The organism is Synechocystis sp. PCC 6714 (genome assembly GCF_000478825.2).
Taxonomy (GTDB): domain Bacteria; phylum Cyanobacteriota; class Cyanobacteriia; order Cyanobacteriales; family Microcystaceae; genus Synechocystis.
Genome location: NZ_CP007542.1, coordinates 3150370 through 3166762, shown reverse-complemented (window position 1 = coordinate 3166762; position 16393 = coordinate 3150370). Strand labels below are relative to the sequence as shown.

General features: G+C 47.9%; 12 protein-coding genes and 2 pseudogenes. 8 read left to right on the top strand and 6 right to left on the bottom strand.

The window, feature by feature from the left end; all coding sequences use genetic code 11:
• The first annotated feature begins 2 nt into the window (after window positions 1-2).
• A complete protein-coding gene (locus D082_RS14405; protein ID WP_028948448.1) occupies window positions 3-1013 on the top strand; it encodes an ABC transporter ATP-binding protein in 1011 nt (336 codons plus the stop codon).
• A 9-nt stretch (window positions 1014-1022) separates the two neighbouring features.
• On the opposite strand, the gene D082_RS14400 is transcribed toward D082_RS14405, so the two are convergent.
• A complete protein-coding gene (locus D082_RS14400; protein ID WP_028948449.1) occupies window positions 1023-2480 on the bottom strand; it encodes a YcjF family protein in 1458 nt (485 codons plus the stop codon).
• 86 nt (window positions 2481-2566) lie between these two features.
• The gene (locus D082_RS14395) at window positions 2567-5089 is read right to left on the bottom strand and encodes an EAL domain-containing protein (protein WP_028948450.1); all 2523 of its coding nucleotides are present in this window, start codon (window positions 5087-5089) and stop codon (window positions 2567-2569) included.
• A gap of 224 nt (window positions 5090-5313) precedes the next feature.
• On the opposite strand from D082_RS14395, the gene D082_RS14390 reads away from it, so the two are divergent.
• The 3 genes and pseudogenes from D082_RS14390 to D082_RS17860 all read left to right on the top strand — a co-directional run.
• Window positions 5314-6618, top strand: coding sequence for an FAD-binding oxidoreductase (locus tag D082_RS14390; RefSeq protein ID WP_238546746.1), 1305 nt, complete (start codon window positions 5314-5316; stop codon window positions 6616-6618).
• A 215-nt stretch (window positions 6619-6833) separates the two neighbouring features.
• Window positions 6834-7680: pseudogene (locus D082_RS18140) on the top strand (IS630 family transposase).
• 25 nt (window positions 7681-7705) lie between these two features.
• Window positions 7706-7912: pseudogene (locus D082_RS17860) on the top strand (transposase); the annotation flags it as partial.
• A 98-nt stretch (window positions 7913-8010) separates the two neighbouring features.
• On the opposite strand, the gene lepA reads toward D082_RS17860, so the two are convergent.
• The 4 genes from lepA to D082_RS14360 form a co-directional block, all read right to left on the bottom strand.
• Window positions 8011-9822 (bottom strand): translation elongation factor 4, encoded by a 1812-nt coding sequence (gene lepA, locus D082_RS14375; RefSeq protein WP_028946979.1) that lies wholly within the window; start codon window positions 9820-9822, stop codon window positions 8011-8013.
• 141 nt (window positions 9823-9963) lie between these two features.
• Window positions 9964-10626: an urease accessory protein UreF gene (locus D082_RS14370; RefSeq protein WP_028946980.1), complete on the bottom strand. Its 663-nt coding sequence runs from the start codon at window positions 10624-10626 to the stop codon at window positions 9964-9966.
• A gap of 135 nt (window positions 10627-10761) precedes the next feature.
• The gene (gene argB, locus D082_RS14365; RefSeq protein ID WP_028946981.1) at window positions 10762-11652 is read right to left on the bottom strand and encodes an acetylglutamate kinase; all 891 of its coding nucleotides are present in this window, start codon (window positions 11650-11652) and stop codon (window positions 10762-10764) included.
• 109 nt (window positions 11653-11761) lie between these two features.
• Window positions 11762-13063 (bottom strand): ABC transporter substrate-binding protein, encoded by a 1302-nt coding sequence (locus D082_RS14360; RefSeq protein ID WP_028946982.1) that lies wholly within the window; start codon window positions 13061-13063, stop codon window positions 11762-11764.
• Between the two features lie 205 nt (window positions 13064-13268).
• Here D082_RS14360 and petJ point away from each other — a divergent pair, with 205 nt between their 5' ends.
• From petJ to lysS, 4 genes are all read left to right on the top strand, one after another.
• A complete protein-coding gene (gene petJ, locus D082_RS14355) occupies window positions 13269-13631 on the top strand; it encodes a cytochrome c6 PetJ (RefSeq protein WP_028946983.1) in 363 nt (120 codons plus the stop codon).
• A 186-nt stretch (window positions 13632-13817) separates the two neighbouring features.
• The gene (def, locus tag D082_RS14350) at window positions 13818-14381 is read left to right on the top strand and encodes a peptide deformylase (RefSeq protein ID WP_028946984.1); all 564 of its coding nucleotides are present in this window, start codon (window positions 13818-13820) and stop codon (window positions 14379-14381) included.
• A gap of 60 nt (window positions 14382-14441) precedes the next feature.
• A complete protein-coding gene (locus D082_RS14345; protein WP_028946985.1) occupies window positions 14442-14639 on the top strand; it encodes a hypothetical protein in 198 nt (65 codons plus the stop codon).
• Window positions 14640-14819: 180 nt separating this feature from the next.
• Window positions 14820-16352: a lysine--tRNA ligase gene (gene lysS / locus D082_RS14340; protein ID WP_028946986.1), complete on the top strand. Its 1533-nt coding sequence runs from the start codon at window positions 14820-14822 to the stop codon at window positions 16350-16352.
• Window positions 16353-16393: the final 41 nt, after the last annotated feature.

Sequence of the window (16393 nt, the reverse complement as noted above, 5' to 3'; positions counted from 1 at the left end):
CCATGATTGAGGTTGAACATCTCAGCAAAGTTTATGGTTCCACCACCGCCATCCAGGATGTGGACTTTTCGGTGCAAAAGGGTGAAATTCTGGGTTTTTTGGGCCCCAATGGAGCGGGAAAAACCACCACCATGCGTATTCTGGCGGGCTACATTCCTGCCACCACTGGCACCGTAAGGGTAGCGGGGTTTGATGTCCATGAACAATCCTTAGCAGTGCGTAAACGCATTGGTTATCTACCGGAAAATCCTCCTCTCTACGGGGATATGACTGTGGAAAGTTTTTTGCGCTTTGTGGCCAGCATTAAAGGGGTAACCCCAGGCGATCGCCGTCAGCGGGTGGACTGGGCCATTGAAAGGTGCCAGCTAACGGAAAAAAGAAAAGTTCTGATTCGTAAGTTGTCCAAGGGGTTTAAGCAACGGGTGGGCATTGCCCAGGCCATTGTTCACGATCCGGCGGTAATTATTTTGGATGAACCCACTGTGGGACTAGATCCTAAGCAAATTATTGAGGTGCGTAATTTAATCAAAAGCCTGGCCCAGGACCATACCATTATCCTCTCTACCCATATTCTGCCCGAGGTCAGCATGACCTGTGACCGGGTGACCATTATTAACCAAGGTCGGGTGGTGGCCACCAATACCCCCGATAATTTATTGGCGGATCTCAGGGGTAATCTCAGTTATCAATTGGAAGTTGCCGGGGCAGAGGGAACGGCGATCGCCGCTTGTTTAGGTTCGTTGGCCGGTGTGGGGGAAGTGCAAACTAAAATCCATCCCCAACAACAGGAACGGTGGCAAGTTTTGGTACGCAGTGACAGACCGGAGGAACTTGGCCAACAATTGGCCCAGGCGATCGTTGGTCAGGGTTGGCATTTGTACGAAATGCAGCGGCTACGTCCTACTTTGGAAGACGTATTTTTGAATCTCATCACCAACGAGGGGATAGAGGAGGCGGAAGAGCAAAGGGAATTTTCCCCAGGGAATGGGGATAATGGAGGGGCGCAGGCCTAAAAAGTTAATTTAAACAGATGCCGGACTTACCGGATTTAATTGCTGTCGAGCATGGTGGAAAAAGCCCTGTAATACTGCCCGCCGCTGATTCTGTTCAAAAGTTTGTTTGACCACAGCGCTCAGCTTCTGCCAATCCCATTGGGGCTCACTCAGGTCGGGGCTTTGACTTTCCAGGAAAGTGATCAAGCTTAAACCGGCAATGCGGGTGAGGTAGGCAGCACTCAATCCCTGGAGAGCTCCCCCGGCCAGGTAGGTGAGGGGCTGACTTTTGAGCAATGCCCCCAGGGCTTGGGTAGAGAGTTCCACCATGCCTAGCTTAATTAAAATTTCTCCCATCTCTTTGGCCACCGTTTGGGCTTGGGAGAGGGAAACTTTTTGGTGGTATAGTTCCCCCAAATCCCACACCAGTTGACCATTAATGGCGATCGCCGTGAGGAGATCCAAATTCGCCACTGGATTAACTAAAGCCGTGCCCGCCGCTAACCATTGGGCCTGTTCCACCAAAGGCAGGGCCAATGCCCGTCGATTTTCCCGCCAACGTTCTTCCGCCTGTCGTTCAATGCTCTGACAGCGCCGCCATTGCAGACCCAGCACTAGGGATTCCCAGTGTTCCGTAGCCCGCTGTTGCAATTGGGTTACCAAGTCACCAAGGTTGGGCTCTGGAACTTGCTGATCAGTTTCCCATTCTCCATCCGCTAAACAGCGACGGATTTGAATTGGTTGGGGGGCAGTACTAATGGGAATAACTGGGTGGGGGTTCTCCAACTGATTGACTTGATGTTGTAGCTGATCCCAGAGGGTTTGGCGATCGCCATCAGCGTAAATGTCCTGCTTGTTGAACAGTAATTGCCAATGGTGATGGTGGGCTTGTAGAAACTCCAACACCTGCCACTGGGCGCCGGTCAAATCCCCCGTGGTCAGCACCAAGACCCAATGGGCCTCTGTCATCAGCTCCGCCATAGTTTCCGGAGGGGTTTCCGCTGCCACCACTTGCCAATTAAGGGTTAAAGACCCTTGCCCTTTATCCTGGGCTAACTGGGAGGGGAGTAGGTTTAAGAGACTAGTTTTACCGCTGCGTTTTTCCCCCAATACGATGCCGTTTAATACTTGGGGTTGGGGTTCCAGCTGTTGCAATGCTTTCAGTTTTTGGGCCAAATCTTCCAGGTTCAAATCCGGTGCCTGGGCCTGACGACGAGCTAGTAACTTTTCCCCATGGGCGATTGCCCCTTGCAACATCTCTGGGGTTAATGGTTGCCACCGCTGGAGAATGGTGTTGGGACGCCGCCGCCATCGCCAAATAACTAATCCTAAACCAGATAAAATCCATAACTCCCACTGTTGCCATGGTTGCTGGGCAGGGTGGCTAGCAGACCAAAACCAAAGCAAGACCGATAGGCTAATTCCTCCCACCACAAAGGGCTTTTTCAAGAAAGTTTTGAACCCCATTTCTAAAGCTGGTTGCACCATGGCTCCCCTTCCCCCTCAAGCTAATCCAACTAGGCCGATAACCCAGAACTTCACCCCGGATTTTGGCTGATCCCATCCTACCGGAATCAGGGGGAGAACGGTTGCTTCTGCCACAGGCTTTCCCATTCTTCCACGGCGATCGCCGGACTGAATAGATAGCCTTGGCCATAGTCACAGCCTTCCGCCCGGAGAAAATTCCACTGGGCTGAGGTTTCAATGCCTTCGGCAATCACCTTAAGTCCTAGATGGTGAGCCATAGCAATAATTGCCCGCACCAAACCGCCAGTATTATTGTCCTGGGGCAACAATTCCACGAAGCAACGATCAATTTTGAGGGAATTAAAGTTAAACTTACGCAAATAGTTTAAAGAACTGTAGCCTGTACCAAAATCATCTAGGGAAAGGGCAATATTTTCCTGTTCTAGATCGCTTAAATTTTTTAAGAGATCGCTATTTTCTTCTAGGATTAAATTTTCCGTAATTTCCAGTTCTAACCACTCTGGGCGCACTTGATAACGTTGCAAAAACTCCCGCAGAATAGTAGTAAAATAGCTATCCTTTAACTGCCTCGGCGAAACATTAACCGATAGCCAGAAAAATTCATCGTCTAATAGGACATGCCAATGGGCCACCTGACGACAGACATGGTCTAACAACCATTCCCCCAACTCGACAATTAAGCCCACTTCTTCCGCCATGGGAATGAATTGATCCGGCGGCACTAGCCCCAGGTGCTGATTATGCCAGCGCATTAGGGCCTCTGCTCCGACAATTTTCCCCGATTCGAGGTTGACAATGGGCTGATAGAAAATTTTAAATTCCTGGGATGATAAGGCCTGTCGTAACTCCGACTCCATCGCCATTCTCTTTTGGGCCGCCTGATTCATGTGGGGGGTGAAAAAACGAAACATATTCCGCCCGGCCACCTTGGCCGCATACATAGCAGTGTCCGCATTCCGTAACAGCACATTGGCCTGGAGACCATCATCGGGAAATACAGTAATACCAATGCTGCCGTGGACAAAAAATTCCGTACCTTGCAAATTGACCGGTTGTCGCATCACCCCTAACAATCGCTGGGCGATCGCCATTAACTTACGACTGTGGGAAACCTGGTCAAGGATGATGAGAAATTCATCACCCCCCAAACGGGCCACCGTATCGGTTTGACGCAGGGCCCTTTGTAGTCTTTCCGATACCTCCACTAGCAACTGGTCCCCTCCATCATGGCCAAGGGTGTCATTGACCTTTTTAAAATTGTCCAAATCCAAAAACATTAAGCCGACTAAATGCTTATGGCGCAGGGCTGATTCAATCGCTTGCTGGAGACGATCTTTGGCCAAAATACGGTTAGGCAAACCGGTTAAATGATCATAATGGGCCTGGTGAAAGAGGGCTGCTGTTTGTTGTTTTTCTTTGGTAATATCCTCCTTAACAGCCACATAGTGGGTGATAATGCCTTGTTGATCACAAATAGCAGAAATAGAAGCTCTTTCCCAATACAATTCGCCATTTTTTCTGCGGTTATGGAACTCCCCATGCCAATTGCGACCGGCGGCCAAAGTGTGCCACATAAATTCATAATCATCTTTGGTTTTATCACCGGATTTTAAAATTCTCGGGTTGCACCCTAATACCTCTTCCATGCTATAACCAGAAATTTCCTCAAACTTGGGATTGACATAAGTAATATTTCCCTCAACATCGGTAATGACAATGGAAGCGGGGCTTTGCTCACAGGCTTGGGAAAGGATTTTTAGCTGTTTTTCTGCTTTTCTTCGTTCGGTGATGTCCCGCATAACAAATAGCAAACAATCCACCTGGTTAAATTCTATTGGCTCCCCAGACAGTAGCATCGTTCGAATTTGTTTTTCATGATCATACACTTCCACTTCGCGATTTTTAAACTTGAGCTGGCTATCTTTTTGCCACAATAATAAGTCCCTTAAAAAACTTTGCCTTTGTTGCTCATCAGCCCAGAAATAAAACTGTTGACGACTTATCCCCACTAAGTCCTGCTTATTTAGACCAAAGAACCGACAAAATTGCTGGTTAACATCCATGATGCAGCCACTACTACAGCCATAAATAAAAATGGGATCAGGGCTTTGGTTAAAGGCAACGGTAAAGTTAATTTCTGATTGCATTAAAGCTGCCTGGGCCCGTTCTGTTTTTTGAATTTGTTCTTCTAATTCTTGGTTCTTTTGGAGTAGGGCTTGGTTTGCTTGGTATAGTTTGAGTCGTAATTGCAAACGAGTGATAATTTCTGCTTGCTGGAAAGGTTTACGAATATAATCTACCGCCCCTAATTCCAATCCTTTGACAATACTTTCCTGGTCGGCGAGGGCCGAAAGAAAAACGATGGGAATTTTTGCTGTGGCTGGCACCTCTTTGAGGCGACGGCAAACTTCAAAGCCATCCATGCTGGGCATCATAACGTCCAAGATGATTATGTCTGGCCTTACTTTGAGAATCTCGGCAATGCCCGTTGCACCATCTTCGGCGGTGAATACTTGCCAGCCCAAGCTTTCCATAAAACGACGGAGAACGTTGAGATTTAAAGGGCTATCATCAATGATAAAAATAGTGGCGTTTTCGGAGGATAACATCGACCTCTCAGGGGCGGTATAAAAATTTAATCTGTTCAACTGGGGGACAATGGTGGCGTAGTCTCCCTTACCCCTAGACAAATTCTAGCAACTACCGTGGAATATTATGCTATCGTCCAAGAATATGCGACCCTAAATTTTCCACTCAATCAATAGTTAAACTGCGTTAAGATCAGCGCTGTAATTAACAATTTTGGGGTTATTATTTCTTTTTATCAATGTCCATGGCTGTTGCCTCTCTGCCTTTTTTACCCCAAGATTTTCCCCACAGCCCCAGCGGTTCCCTGGAGGATTTATCTTCCCGTCAACAAACGGCGATCGCCGGAACCTTGGCCGAACCGGGTAATGCCCCTAGCCATTGGGTGGCCCCAACCAGTCAGGGGGAATTGCAGTCTTTACTGGGTGAATGTCAGAAAAACCATTGGCCCCTAATCCCTTGCGGCAATCAGACTAAGTTGAGCTGGGGCGGTTTGGCTAGGCCGGTGCAGTTGCTAGTGAGCAGTAATAATTTAAATCGCATTGTTGACCATGCGGTGGCGGATTTGACGGTGACGGTGGAAGCGGGGGTAAAACTCAAAGATTTACAAGCTTTTTTGCAATCCCATCAGCAGTTTTTGCCCCTTGATCCCCTTTACCATGGCCAGGCAACGGTGGGAGGCATTATGGCCACAGGTTGTGCTGGGCCCTGGCAACAAAGGTATGGGGGAGTGCGGGACTTGGTGTTGGGTTTTTCCTTTGTCCGCTGGGATGGGCAACTGGCAAAGGCCGGGGGACGGGTGGTAAAAAACGTGGCCGGCTACGACTTGATGAAACTTTTCATTGGTTCCTACGGCACGCTGGGGTTTATTTCCCAAATTACTTTCCGGCTTTATCCTTTGCCCCCTTCCTCAACAAGCCTTTTGTTAACGGGTAATCCAACCTCCCTGACAAAAGCTGGCCAAACCCTACGGCGATCGGGACTAACCCCCACCGCAGCTCTGGTCTGCTCCCGGAGTTTAGTAAAAGCATTAAATCTTGGACAAGAATTGGGCCTATTGCTCCGTTTCCAAAACCTAGAACCGGTGGTCCAAGCCCAAGTGGGTGAGGTAGAAAAGGTAGCCCAAGCTTTAGCTTTAGAGAGCCAATGTTTTATCGGTCAAACAGAAACAGGGCTGTGGCAAAGATGGGAAAATGCTATGACGGGAAAGAATGGCGGGAATGATGATGGCGTGCTTTGTAAATTTGGTCTTTTGCCAGCCAAAGCAGTGGATTTTTTGCAGCAATTGCCTGGTCTGGGATACATACAATTGGGCAATGGCCTAGGCTGGGGTCGTTTTATTGAGCTTGACCAGGAACAGTTAAGACAGCAAAGACAAATTTGCCAAGATAATGGTGGTTACCTAACAGTGCTGGAAGCATCTCCAAATTATAAGAAACACTGTGATGTTTGGGGTCAGAGTGGCCATGGTTTGGCCGTGATGGGCCGTTTAAAACAACAATTTGATCCCCACAATCTTTTTAGTCCTGGCCGCTTTGTTGGTGGTTTTTAATGTTGGTTTAGGAAAAATATTAAATATCCCTCTTCCATCAGAGAGGGGGAATTAGCATGAAAGAAAAAGGCTGAAAAGCCCGGAGGGAAAATGACAGAAGCAAGAGAAGCAAAAAAGACAGTACGATGTGTAGTTACAGCTAACTGAAATAAAAGTGGGGCGGATGGTATGTATAATGCTATATTATAAATAATGACTAAACTAATAAGAAACTTATGGCATACGATCTAGATTTATGGCTAAGAGTAATAAGTTTTCTAGAAGAAGGGAATGGTGTAACGAAGGCATCAAAAATATTTAAGGTAGGTAGAGAGACAATTTATAGATGGTTAAGCCGGGAAAATCTGGAACCAACGAAGGTAAAGAACCGGCGTCGGAAGATAGATATAAAAGAGCTGGAGAAAGATGTGATGGAAAATCCGGATATGCCGATGAAAGAGAGAGCAAAGAAATTCGGTGTAACTGCTAGCGCACTGTCATATAGATTTAAAGAAATGGGAATTACGAGAAAAAAAACAGTTACTATATAAAGAAAGAGATGAAGAAAAAAGAGCAGAATATCAAAAAATCCTGAAAGAGCTAATTCTAATTTATGGGGTTGCAAGCCTTGTATTCATAGATGAGGCTGGTTTTGAGGAGTTTGCCTCTTCAGTGTACGGATGGTCAAAAAGAGGAGAGAGAGTATATGGGGAAAGGCAAGGAAAAAGAGGAAAGAAAGAAAACCTTGTGGCAGGTAGAAGAAAGAATAAAAAAGATTTAATAGCACCGATTCTATTTAGTGGAAGTTTAAATGCCGAAGGTTTTGAAGGATGGCTTGAATTATACCTGATACCTGCATTAACAATTCCATCGGTATTAATTATGGATAATGCGCCTATTCATAGAAAGACTAGGATTAAAAAAATAGTAGAAGAGGCAGGACATACAGTTTTGTTTTTACCTACCTACTCGCCAGATCTTAATGACATAGAGCATGATTTTAGTGCATTGAAAAGAGCAAGAACATACGCCTCTCCAGGTGTAAGCATAGATGAAATTATTCGTAACTACTGTGTAGCGTAGTGTCCCATAGTTAATTTAACTAGCTATAATTATGGATAATGCGCCTATTCATAGAAAGACTAGGATTAGAAAAATAGTAGAAGAGGCAGGACATACAGTTTTGTTTTTACCTACCTACTCACCAGATCTTAATGACATAGGGCATGATTTTAGTGCATTGAAAAGAGCAAGAACATACGCCTCTCCAGGTGTAAGCATAGATGAAATTATTCATAACTACTGTGTAGCATAGTGTCCTATATTTATTTTAATCAACCATGAAACTCTTATTTGGAAAGGGTTTCAGTGATTATTCATCCTAACCATCCTAGTCTTTGCCATATCAGAGGACTACTGGGGATCAAGTTTTAGTACCGCCATAAAAGCTTCCTGGGGCACATCCACCGTCCCGATCGCCTTCATACGTTTTTTACCTTTAGCTTGTTTTTGTAACAGTTTTTTCTTACGGGAAATGTCACCGCCATAGCATTTGGCCAACACATCCTTTCGCAAAGCAGGAATATGTTCACTGGCAATGACCTTGGCACCGATCGCCGCTTGGATAGGAACTTTAAACTGATGGCGGGGAATTAACTCTTTGAGCTTACTAACCATGGCCCGACCAACGTAATAAGCCTTATCCCGGTGGACAATCATGGCCAACGCATCCACCCCGTCGCCATTGACTAAAATGTCCAATTTCACCAGGGGATTTTCCCGGTAGCCAATTAATTGGTACTCCATGCTGGCGTAGCCCTTGGTGCGGGATTTTAACTGGTCGAAAAAGTCTGTGACCACTTCCGCCAACGGTAGTTCGTAAATTAAGGCTGTGCGGGTTTGGGTGAAAAACTTCATGTCTTTGAACACCCCACGGCGACTTTGGCACAGTTCCATCAGCGTGCCCACATAGGTTTCCGGGGTAATCATTTCCACTTTAATAAATGGCTCTTCCACCTTCAATCGCTTCTGAATGGGAGGCAATAAACTGGGATTATCCACTTCAATCACTTCTTCGTCGGTGGTGGTGACCCGATAAATTACCGATGGCGCAGTGGTGATCAAATCCAAATTATATTCCCGCTCCAACCGCTCTTGGACAATTTCCATGTGGAGTAAACCCAAAAAGCCGCAACGGAAACCAAACCCCATGGCACTGGAGGTTTCCGGCTCGTAGGACAGGGCCGCATCGTTGAGTTTGAGCTTTTCCAACGCATCTTTTAAATCGGGATATTGGTCCGCATCGATGGGAAATAGTCCGCAAAAAACCATGGGATTGGCTTCGGTATAGCCCGGTAAAGGGGCTGACGCAGGACTGTTGGCCATGGTAATGGTATCCCCCACCCTGGCATCGGCCACGGCTTTAATGGCCGCCGCAAAGTAACCCACTTCCCCGGCATGGAGTTCTTCTACCTGTACCTGGGTAGGAGATAAAACCCCCAATTCATCAATGACGTATTCTTTGCCGGAGGCCATCAGCAAAACTTTGTCCCCTTTTTTGACCCGGCCATCCATCACCCGGAAGTAAACCACTACCCCCCGGTAAGCATCGTAGTAGCTGTCGAAAATTAACGCCCGCAGAGGCTGATCCACCGTGTCCGCTGGAGGAGGTACTTGTCGGACGATGGCTTCTAGGATATCCTCTACGCCGATGCCCGCTTTGGCAGAAGCTTGGATTACGTTACTGCAATCTAGCCCCACCACTTCTTCAATTTCCGTTGCTACTCGGTCTGGTTCGGCGCTAGGCAAATCAATTTTGTTTAAAACGGGAATAATTTCCAGATTGTTATCCAACGCCAGGTAAACGTTAGCCAAGGTTTGGGCCTCCACCCCTTGGGAAGCATCCACCACCAACAACGCCCCTTCACAGGCGGCCAGGGAACGGGAAACTTCGTAGGAAAAATCCACGTGCCCCGGTGTGTCGATCAGATTCAACACATAATCCTGGCCGTCCTTGGCTTTATAATTCATGCGGGCTGCCTGGAGTTTGATAGTGATACCCCGCTCCCGCTCCAAATCCATATTGTCTAGGAACTGTTCTTTCATTTCCCGCTGTTGCACCGTATCCGTAACCTGCAACAGGCGATCAGCCAGGGTGGATTTACCGTGGTCAATGTGGGCAATGATGGAAAAATTGCGAATGCGGCTAACGGGAACGTCGGTCATGGGGGCCAGGGCAATGGAAGTTTATGAAGATTCTGAGAGTAATCAAACAGTCTCCACATTGTAATCTTTTCCCAGGGCAGAATTGCGAGTTCCCTTTGGCCACTGCCTAGACGATCGCCATTCGGGAGGTCAGACGAGATATTAACTACGGAATAACCTCGTGTATTGACTTTCATGGCCCATGCTTGCCAGGGCTAGTCCCCAACTGCAACTGTACAAATCATCGTCTTCCAGCACCAAAATCTTCTGCCATTGACCCAAAATAGTCGGGGTCAACTGTAACAAGAGTTTTTGGCCGGTGGTTTGTCCCAAAGGAATCAGTCTCACCCCGGCTGAAATTAGATTATTAGCCCAACTGTGCAAATAGCCCAGCCCGCTTTGATGAATATCAATGCCCCAAAAGGCTGCCCCCACTCCAAAGGCGATTGCATAATGGCAAGGTTCCGTGGCGGGAAGAGCTTTAAACAACAATTCCACCGTGGGGTCTAGATCTAACAACAACTTCCGCAGGGAGCTTCCCATTTGTAAGCTTTGTTCCCTTAACTCCCGACTTTCCCTGGTGGCGGTTAACCATTGATTCCAATAGTCAAGATCTTTAGCAACTGGAATCACTGGGTCAGCAATGGGATCGACGTTGGATTGTTGGTTAGCACACCTATAGGCCCTAACCATAATGGCTGTGTCCAGGGTAATGGAACCCTGACGTAATTCCTCGACAAGCCAAGCTCCCAGGGTATCTCCATTGGTAACATCACCCTGTTCTATCAACCATTCCAAACCTTCGGAATAGTTATAGGCCCCCACCGGCAGGGTCGGGCTGACCAATTGTAAAAGTTTTAACTGGGCAGACCCCGACAGCAGAGGCAAAAAGTTATCTTCCAAAATTATTTTGTTACGTATCTACATTTTTGAAGGATTTGAGGGAAAAATTCCCCCGATTCAGAGATCATAGCCTGAAGCCACAATCATCGAACCAATGCCCAGATCGGTGAACACTTCCAGCAACAGAGCATGGGGCAAACGACCATCGAGGATATGGGCCGCCCTTACGCCCTGGGCCAGGGAACGGACACAACAGGTAACCTTGGGAATCATGCCCCCGGCCACTATGCCGGAGCCGATCAGTTCCCGGGCCTGTTGAATATCCAATTTATGGATCAGGGTGGAGGGATCTTTGTAATCTCGAAGAATTCCCCTGGTGTCGGTGAGGAGAATTAATTTTTCTGCCCCCAAGGCCGCCGCCAATTCCCCAGCACAGGTGTCGGCATTGATGTTGTGGGCTTGACCGAATTCGTCCGCCGCCACACTGGAAATGACAGGAATATAACCGCTTTTAACGAGGGTTTCGACCACGCGGGCATCAACGGAACTCACTTCCCCCACAAAACCGACATCTTTGTTGGTCATGGTCCGGGCGGTCATCAGTTGGCCATCTTTGCCACAAAGCCCCACTGCTTTACCCCCGGCTTGGTTGATTAAATTAACCAATTCTTTGTTAACTCTGCCCACCAAAACCATTTCCACAATATCCATGGTGGCCGCGTCGGTAACCCGTAGCCCATCTTTGAATTGGGGTTGGATACCTACTTTATCTAACCAAGTGTTAATTTCTGGCCCCCCACCGTGCACCACCACTGGACGAATGCCCACAGAAGCCATAAAAACGATATCTCGAATCACCTTATCTTTGAGGTTACTATCCTTCATGGCAGCGCCCCCATACTTGACCACCACAGTGCGGCCAGCAAAGTGCTGGATGTAGGGTAGGGCTTCACTGAGGATTTTGACTCTGGTGGCGGCTTCCTCGCCGATATAATCTTGGGTGCTCATGGCGATCGCTAGGTGAATGGTCGAGACGGGCTTTAAAAACTGCCTGTCAGTTTAAGGGCTAAGGGCAATGTCAAAACTGTTCAGGATTAACAGTTGTTGCCTATGGTGCCTAACCTTTCAGATTATCGTTCCAGACTTGTTCTGCATCCTGTAGGGCCTGATCCACAGTTTTACTACCCACCATTGCGGCCCCAAGATTCTCGTAGATAATACGCTTGAGTTGGTTTAAGTTGGCCATGGGAGGAATTAATACTTCAGCACTGGGTAATTGTTCCAGGGCTACCCGGCGGGCATTTTCTAGGGAAGTGGCGTTACTAATTTGTTCCAACTCCTGCCGATACTTATCGACGGCGCCAATGGTGGAAGGTAAAACGTTAGCTTGCTTGATGAAAGTCAATTGATTGTCTGTGTTAGTGACAAACTCAGCAAATTTGATTGCTCCGCTGGGGTTTTTGGTGCTACGGGGAATGACTAGGTTCATTACGGCCACATTTCTTTTGCCCGTTTCGCCGACAATTTGGGGCGCGGCGGCGGAAACCTTGGCAATGCTAGGGGAATTTTTTTCTAAGCTCGCCAATAATTCTGGCCCGGATGATAAAAAGGCGATCGCCCCGGACTGGTAAAGGTCCCCAGCTCGACGATGGCCTTCAGTGAGTACTTCCGGTGGCAGTAGCCCCTGCTGATATAGATCCACCCAATACTGAAAAGCTGCTTTCCCCGAGGCACTGTTGAAGGCGGCTCGACCATCGTCATCCACCAAGCGCACTCCCATTTGCACCAAGCTTTCCAGGGCTTCGGCGGAATCAGACGGGGAAAATGTGACGAAGAAACCATACTTGCCGGTAGTTTCCCGAATTGCTTTGGCGGCCACGGCCAACTCGGCAAAGGTGGCAGGGGGGGCGGATAAACCAGCCTGTCGGAGTAAATCCTGGTTGTAGATGGTGATGCGGGTGGTGAGATACCAAGGAAAACCAAAAATTTCCCCTGCCTTGAGGCTATTGGCCTGCCAAATACTTGGCAGATAGCGAGCTTTAACTTCTGGGCTCACTTCTTCTTCTAGATTTAGCCAGGCATTTTTACTGGCTAGTAGGGAGGCAAAAGTAGGGTTTAAATTGACGACATCGGGGGCAGTGTTGGCCGATACAGCGGTGAGAATTTTACTTTCCATGGCATTCCAAGGAATATCCACCCAACTCACCTGCTCCGGTGGATTGTCCCGCTCGAAGTTGCCGATCAAGTCGTCAAAGTACTGATTAAACTTTGGCTGTAGCTGCATGGTCCAAAAACTGACTCTCCCCTCCATGCTCTGGGGTTGACCGCCCTGACAACTCACCAGCCAACTGAGTAGAAACCCGAAGCAAGCAAGCAAAAACCAACGTCTTGGCGATCGCCATTGGTACCATGAAACCATCGTAAAAATTGTAAAAGCTCGGGAAACTACTAACAGATTGAGCGGGAGGGAATGGGGTCGCCATCGCCACCGTTCAAATGTGAACAACTAAGAACAACTAATTTTAGCCTGACCACAACTTCGACAGATTGTCTTTTGACTTAGTCCTGGTCGTCTCCCATAATAACCTCGCGTCTTGAAGACTTTATCCTTAAAAAGAGAACCGATGTTTAATTTTTTTAACCAAACCAGGCAAATGATTTGGGGTATTACCCTTAGTTGCATAATTTTTCTGGGCAGTATTTTTGCCATCAACAATACAGCCCTCGCCGCCGACCTAGACCACGGCAAAGCTATCTTCACCGGTAACTGTGCCGCTTGCCATAATGGAGGGCTTAATTCGATCAATCCAAGCAAAACCCTAAAAATGGCTGACCTGGAAGCCAATGGTAAAAATTCTGTAGCGGCCATTGTTGCCCAAATTACTAATGGCAATGGTGCTATGCCCGGCTTTAAAGGTCGCATCAGTGAGAGTGATATGGAAGATGTTGCTGCCTATGTCCTCGCCCAAGCTGAAAAGGGCTGGTAGATTTGATTTTGATGGGGAGAAGGAGCCTCTCGACTGAGTATGACAAGATTTTGGGCTCAGGTTGATGGGCTTTCTCCCTGGTTTGATGAATAAAACCTTTCAGTCCATTGCAAAGATTGTCCAGGGCTTGATTTTGTTAGAATGGGCCCTCAGAACCCATTGTTGAGATAAGCCCGTAGAACGTCCATGACTGCCACCCTCCTCGTTGAAAAGCAAAAAGTTGATAATCCTCCCTTGGAACTCCATTACCTAGGGGACAAGGTGCTCAGACAACCGGCCAAACGCATTGCCAAGGTGGATGACAGCATCCGTAAGTTAGCTAGGGAAATGTTGCAGACCATGTACAGCGCCAATGGTATCGGGTTGGCTGCTCCCCAGGTGGGCATTAACAAACAATTACTGGTGGTGGACTGTGAACAGGATAAACCCGATGAGCCGCCCCTAATTATGATCAATCCCCAAATTACCCGCACCAGCGAAGAACTCTGTGTGGTGGAAGAGGGATGCCTAAGCGTGCCCAATGTTTATATGGATGTTACCCGACCCCGGGCCATCGAAGTGACCTATAAGGATGAGCATGGTCGACCCCAAAAACGTCTTTTTGCCGAGCTGACCGCCAGGGTAATTCAGCATGAAATGGACCATCTCAATGGGGTTATGTTTGTGGACCGAGTGGATAATCCCTTGGCATTGGCGGAGTCTTTGAAGAAAGAAGGGTTTTCTATGCAAGCTGTCAAGCCCGTGGCCTAGGGCTTGGTTAACGGTAGACTGAACTGTTGACCTTTCCTTTGCTCCGGAGGCTGATTTTCTGTGACCCCTAAAAGTGGTATTCTTTTGCTCCTCTCCTGTGTGGCGGCGATCGCCGCTGTGGGCTGTGTGTTTGAACTGTCATCGGGGCAACCGGAATTGGGCAGCACCACCACCACGGCAATTTTGTTGGGCAGTATTCCCCTAACGGCCATTTTCTTTTGGATTGCGGTGCAGGACACCAGAGCTAACATGAAATAATAACTAAATAACAGCTAAATTACTGACCAATAATTCAAAAACTTGGCAGTCACCCATCCCAGTCCGAGATTAGAACTCGGATATTTTTGTGGTCAGTCCCTCCGACTCGCCGTTCCATTGCTTTCTTGGTAATTTTTCCGTCAACGTAAATTTTCCTCAATTCCTTCTTTTTGCGTCACCATGGCCGATTCCCATTCCCACTCCAGCCTCGAAGAAATCCGTGCCACCCGGCTTGAAAAAGCGGAACAATTGCGGCAACTCGGCCTCAATCCCTACGCCTATACCTGGGAAATTACCCACCAAGCCCAACATTTGCAGGACGCCTACCGAGAGTTGGCCAATGGTGAAGAAGTGGATCTAAAAGTGGCGATCGCCGGTCGAATTTTGGCCCGGCGGGTAATGGGAAAATTGGCCTTTTTTACCCTCCAGGATGAAAGCGGCACCATCCAGCTTTATTTGGAAAAGCAACGGCTGACGGAAAATATGCCGGAGTTGGAAAACGCCTTTAATTTGCTGAAGAAAATCACCGATGTGGGGGATATTTTGGGGGTAACGGGAACCCTCAAACGCACGGAAAAAGGGGAATTATCGGTTTACGTACAAACCTATGCTGTACTAACTAAATCCCTATTGCCCCTGCCGGACAAATGGCACGGTCTAACCGATACGGAAAAGCGTTACCGCCAACGTTACGTGGATTTAATTGTTAATCCCACGGTGCGGCAAACTTTCCGCCGTCGAGCCCAGATTACCGCGGCCATCCGTCGTTACTTAGATGAACAGGGCTTTATAGAAATTGAAACTCCAGTATTGCAAGGAGAGTCCGGGGGAGCCGAAGCCAGGCCCTTTATCACCCACCACAACACCCTAGATATGTCCCTGTACCTCCGTATTGCCACGGAATTACATCTAAAACGGCTAGTGGTGGGGGGCTTTGAAAAGGTTTTTGAACTGGGGCGCATTTTCCGCAACGAGGGGGTTTCCACCAGGCATAATCCTGAATTTACCTCCATTGAAGTGTACCAAGCCTATGTGGACTACAACGAGATGATGGCTTTAACCGAAGCTTTAATCACTACGGCGGCGGAGGCAGTACTAGGCACACTGACCATTACCTACCAAGGAGAAGAAATTAATCTTACTCCCCCCTGGAAACGCATCACCATGCACGAAGCGGTAGAGGTGGAAACGGGAATAGATTTTAATCAGTTCACCGATCTAGAAACCGCAAAACAAGCGGCTACGGAAGCGGGCATTGGCGTGCCGGAGGATTGTCCTTCCCTGGGGCACTTGTTAAACCATGCTTTTGAGCAAAAAGTAGAGGCGACCCTAATTCAGCCCACTTTTATTACTGATTTTCCGGTGGAAATCTCTCCCTTGGCTAAGCCCCATCGTAGTAAACCGGGTTTGGTGGAGAGGTTTGAATTATTTGTTTACGGTCGAGAATTGGCCAACAGTTTTTCCGAGCTAACAGACCCCATCGATCAACGGGCGCGGTTGGAAGCCCAGGCGGCCAAAAAAGCAGCGGGGGACTTGGAAGCCCATGGGGTGGACGAAGATTTTCTGACGGCTTTGGAGTACGGTATGCCTCCCACCGGTGGTTTGGGCATTGGCATCGATCGCCTGGTGATGTTGCTGACGGATTCCCCTAGTATTCGGGATGTAATTGCTTTCCCACTGTTGAAAAATCAAGAAGCCAGTGGCGAGGGGTGATTTCCGTCCAGATAGATTGTTAACTCTGGGGAAGTTGTTAA

Bases quoted from the DNA above. Each gene is read 5' to 3' on its own strand.
- D082_RS14405 (WP_028948448.1), top strand. From the start codon at position 3: ATGATTGAGGTTGAACATCTCAGCAAAGTTTATGGTTCCACCACCGCC.
- D082_RS14400 (WP_028948449.1), bottom strand. From the start codon at position 2,480: ATGGTGCAACCAGCTTTAGAAATGGGGTTCAAAACTTTCTTGAAAAAG.
- D082_RS14395 (WP_028948450.1), bottom strand. From the start codon at position 5,089: ATGTTATCCTCCGAAAACGCCACTATTTTTATCATTGATGATAGCCCT.
- D082_RS14390 (WP_238546746.1), top strand. From the start codon at position 5,314: ATGGCTGTTGCCTCTCTGCCTTTTTTACCCCAAGATTTTCCCCACAGC.
- lepA (WP_028946979.1), bottom strand. From the start codon at position 9,822: ATGACCGACGTTCCCGTTAGCCGCATTCGCAATTTTTCCATCATTGCC.
- argB (WP_028946981.1), bottom strand. From the start codon at position 11,652: ATGAGCACCCAAGATTATATCGGCGAGGAAGCCGCCACCAGAGTCAAA.
- D082_RS14360 (WP_028946982.1), bottom strand. From the start codon at position 13,063: ATGGTTTCATGGTACCAATGGCGATCGCCAAGACGTTGGTTTTTGCTT.
- petJ (WP_028946983.1), top strand. From the start codon at position 13,269: ATGTTTAATTTTTTTAACCAAACCAGGCAAATGATTTGGGGTATTACC.
- def (WP_028946984.1), top strand. From the start codon at position 13,818: ATGACTGCCACCCTCCTCGTTGAAAAGCAAAAAGTTGATAATCCTCCC.
- lysS (WP_028946986.1), top strand. From the start codon at position 14,820: ATGGCCGATTCCCATTCCCACTCCAGCCTCGAAGAAATCCGTGCCACC.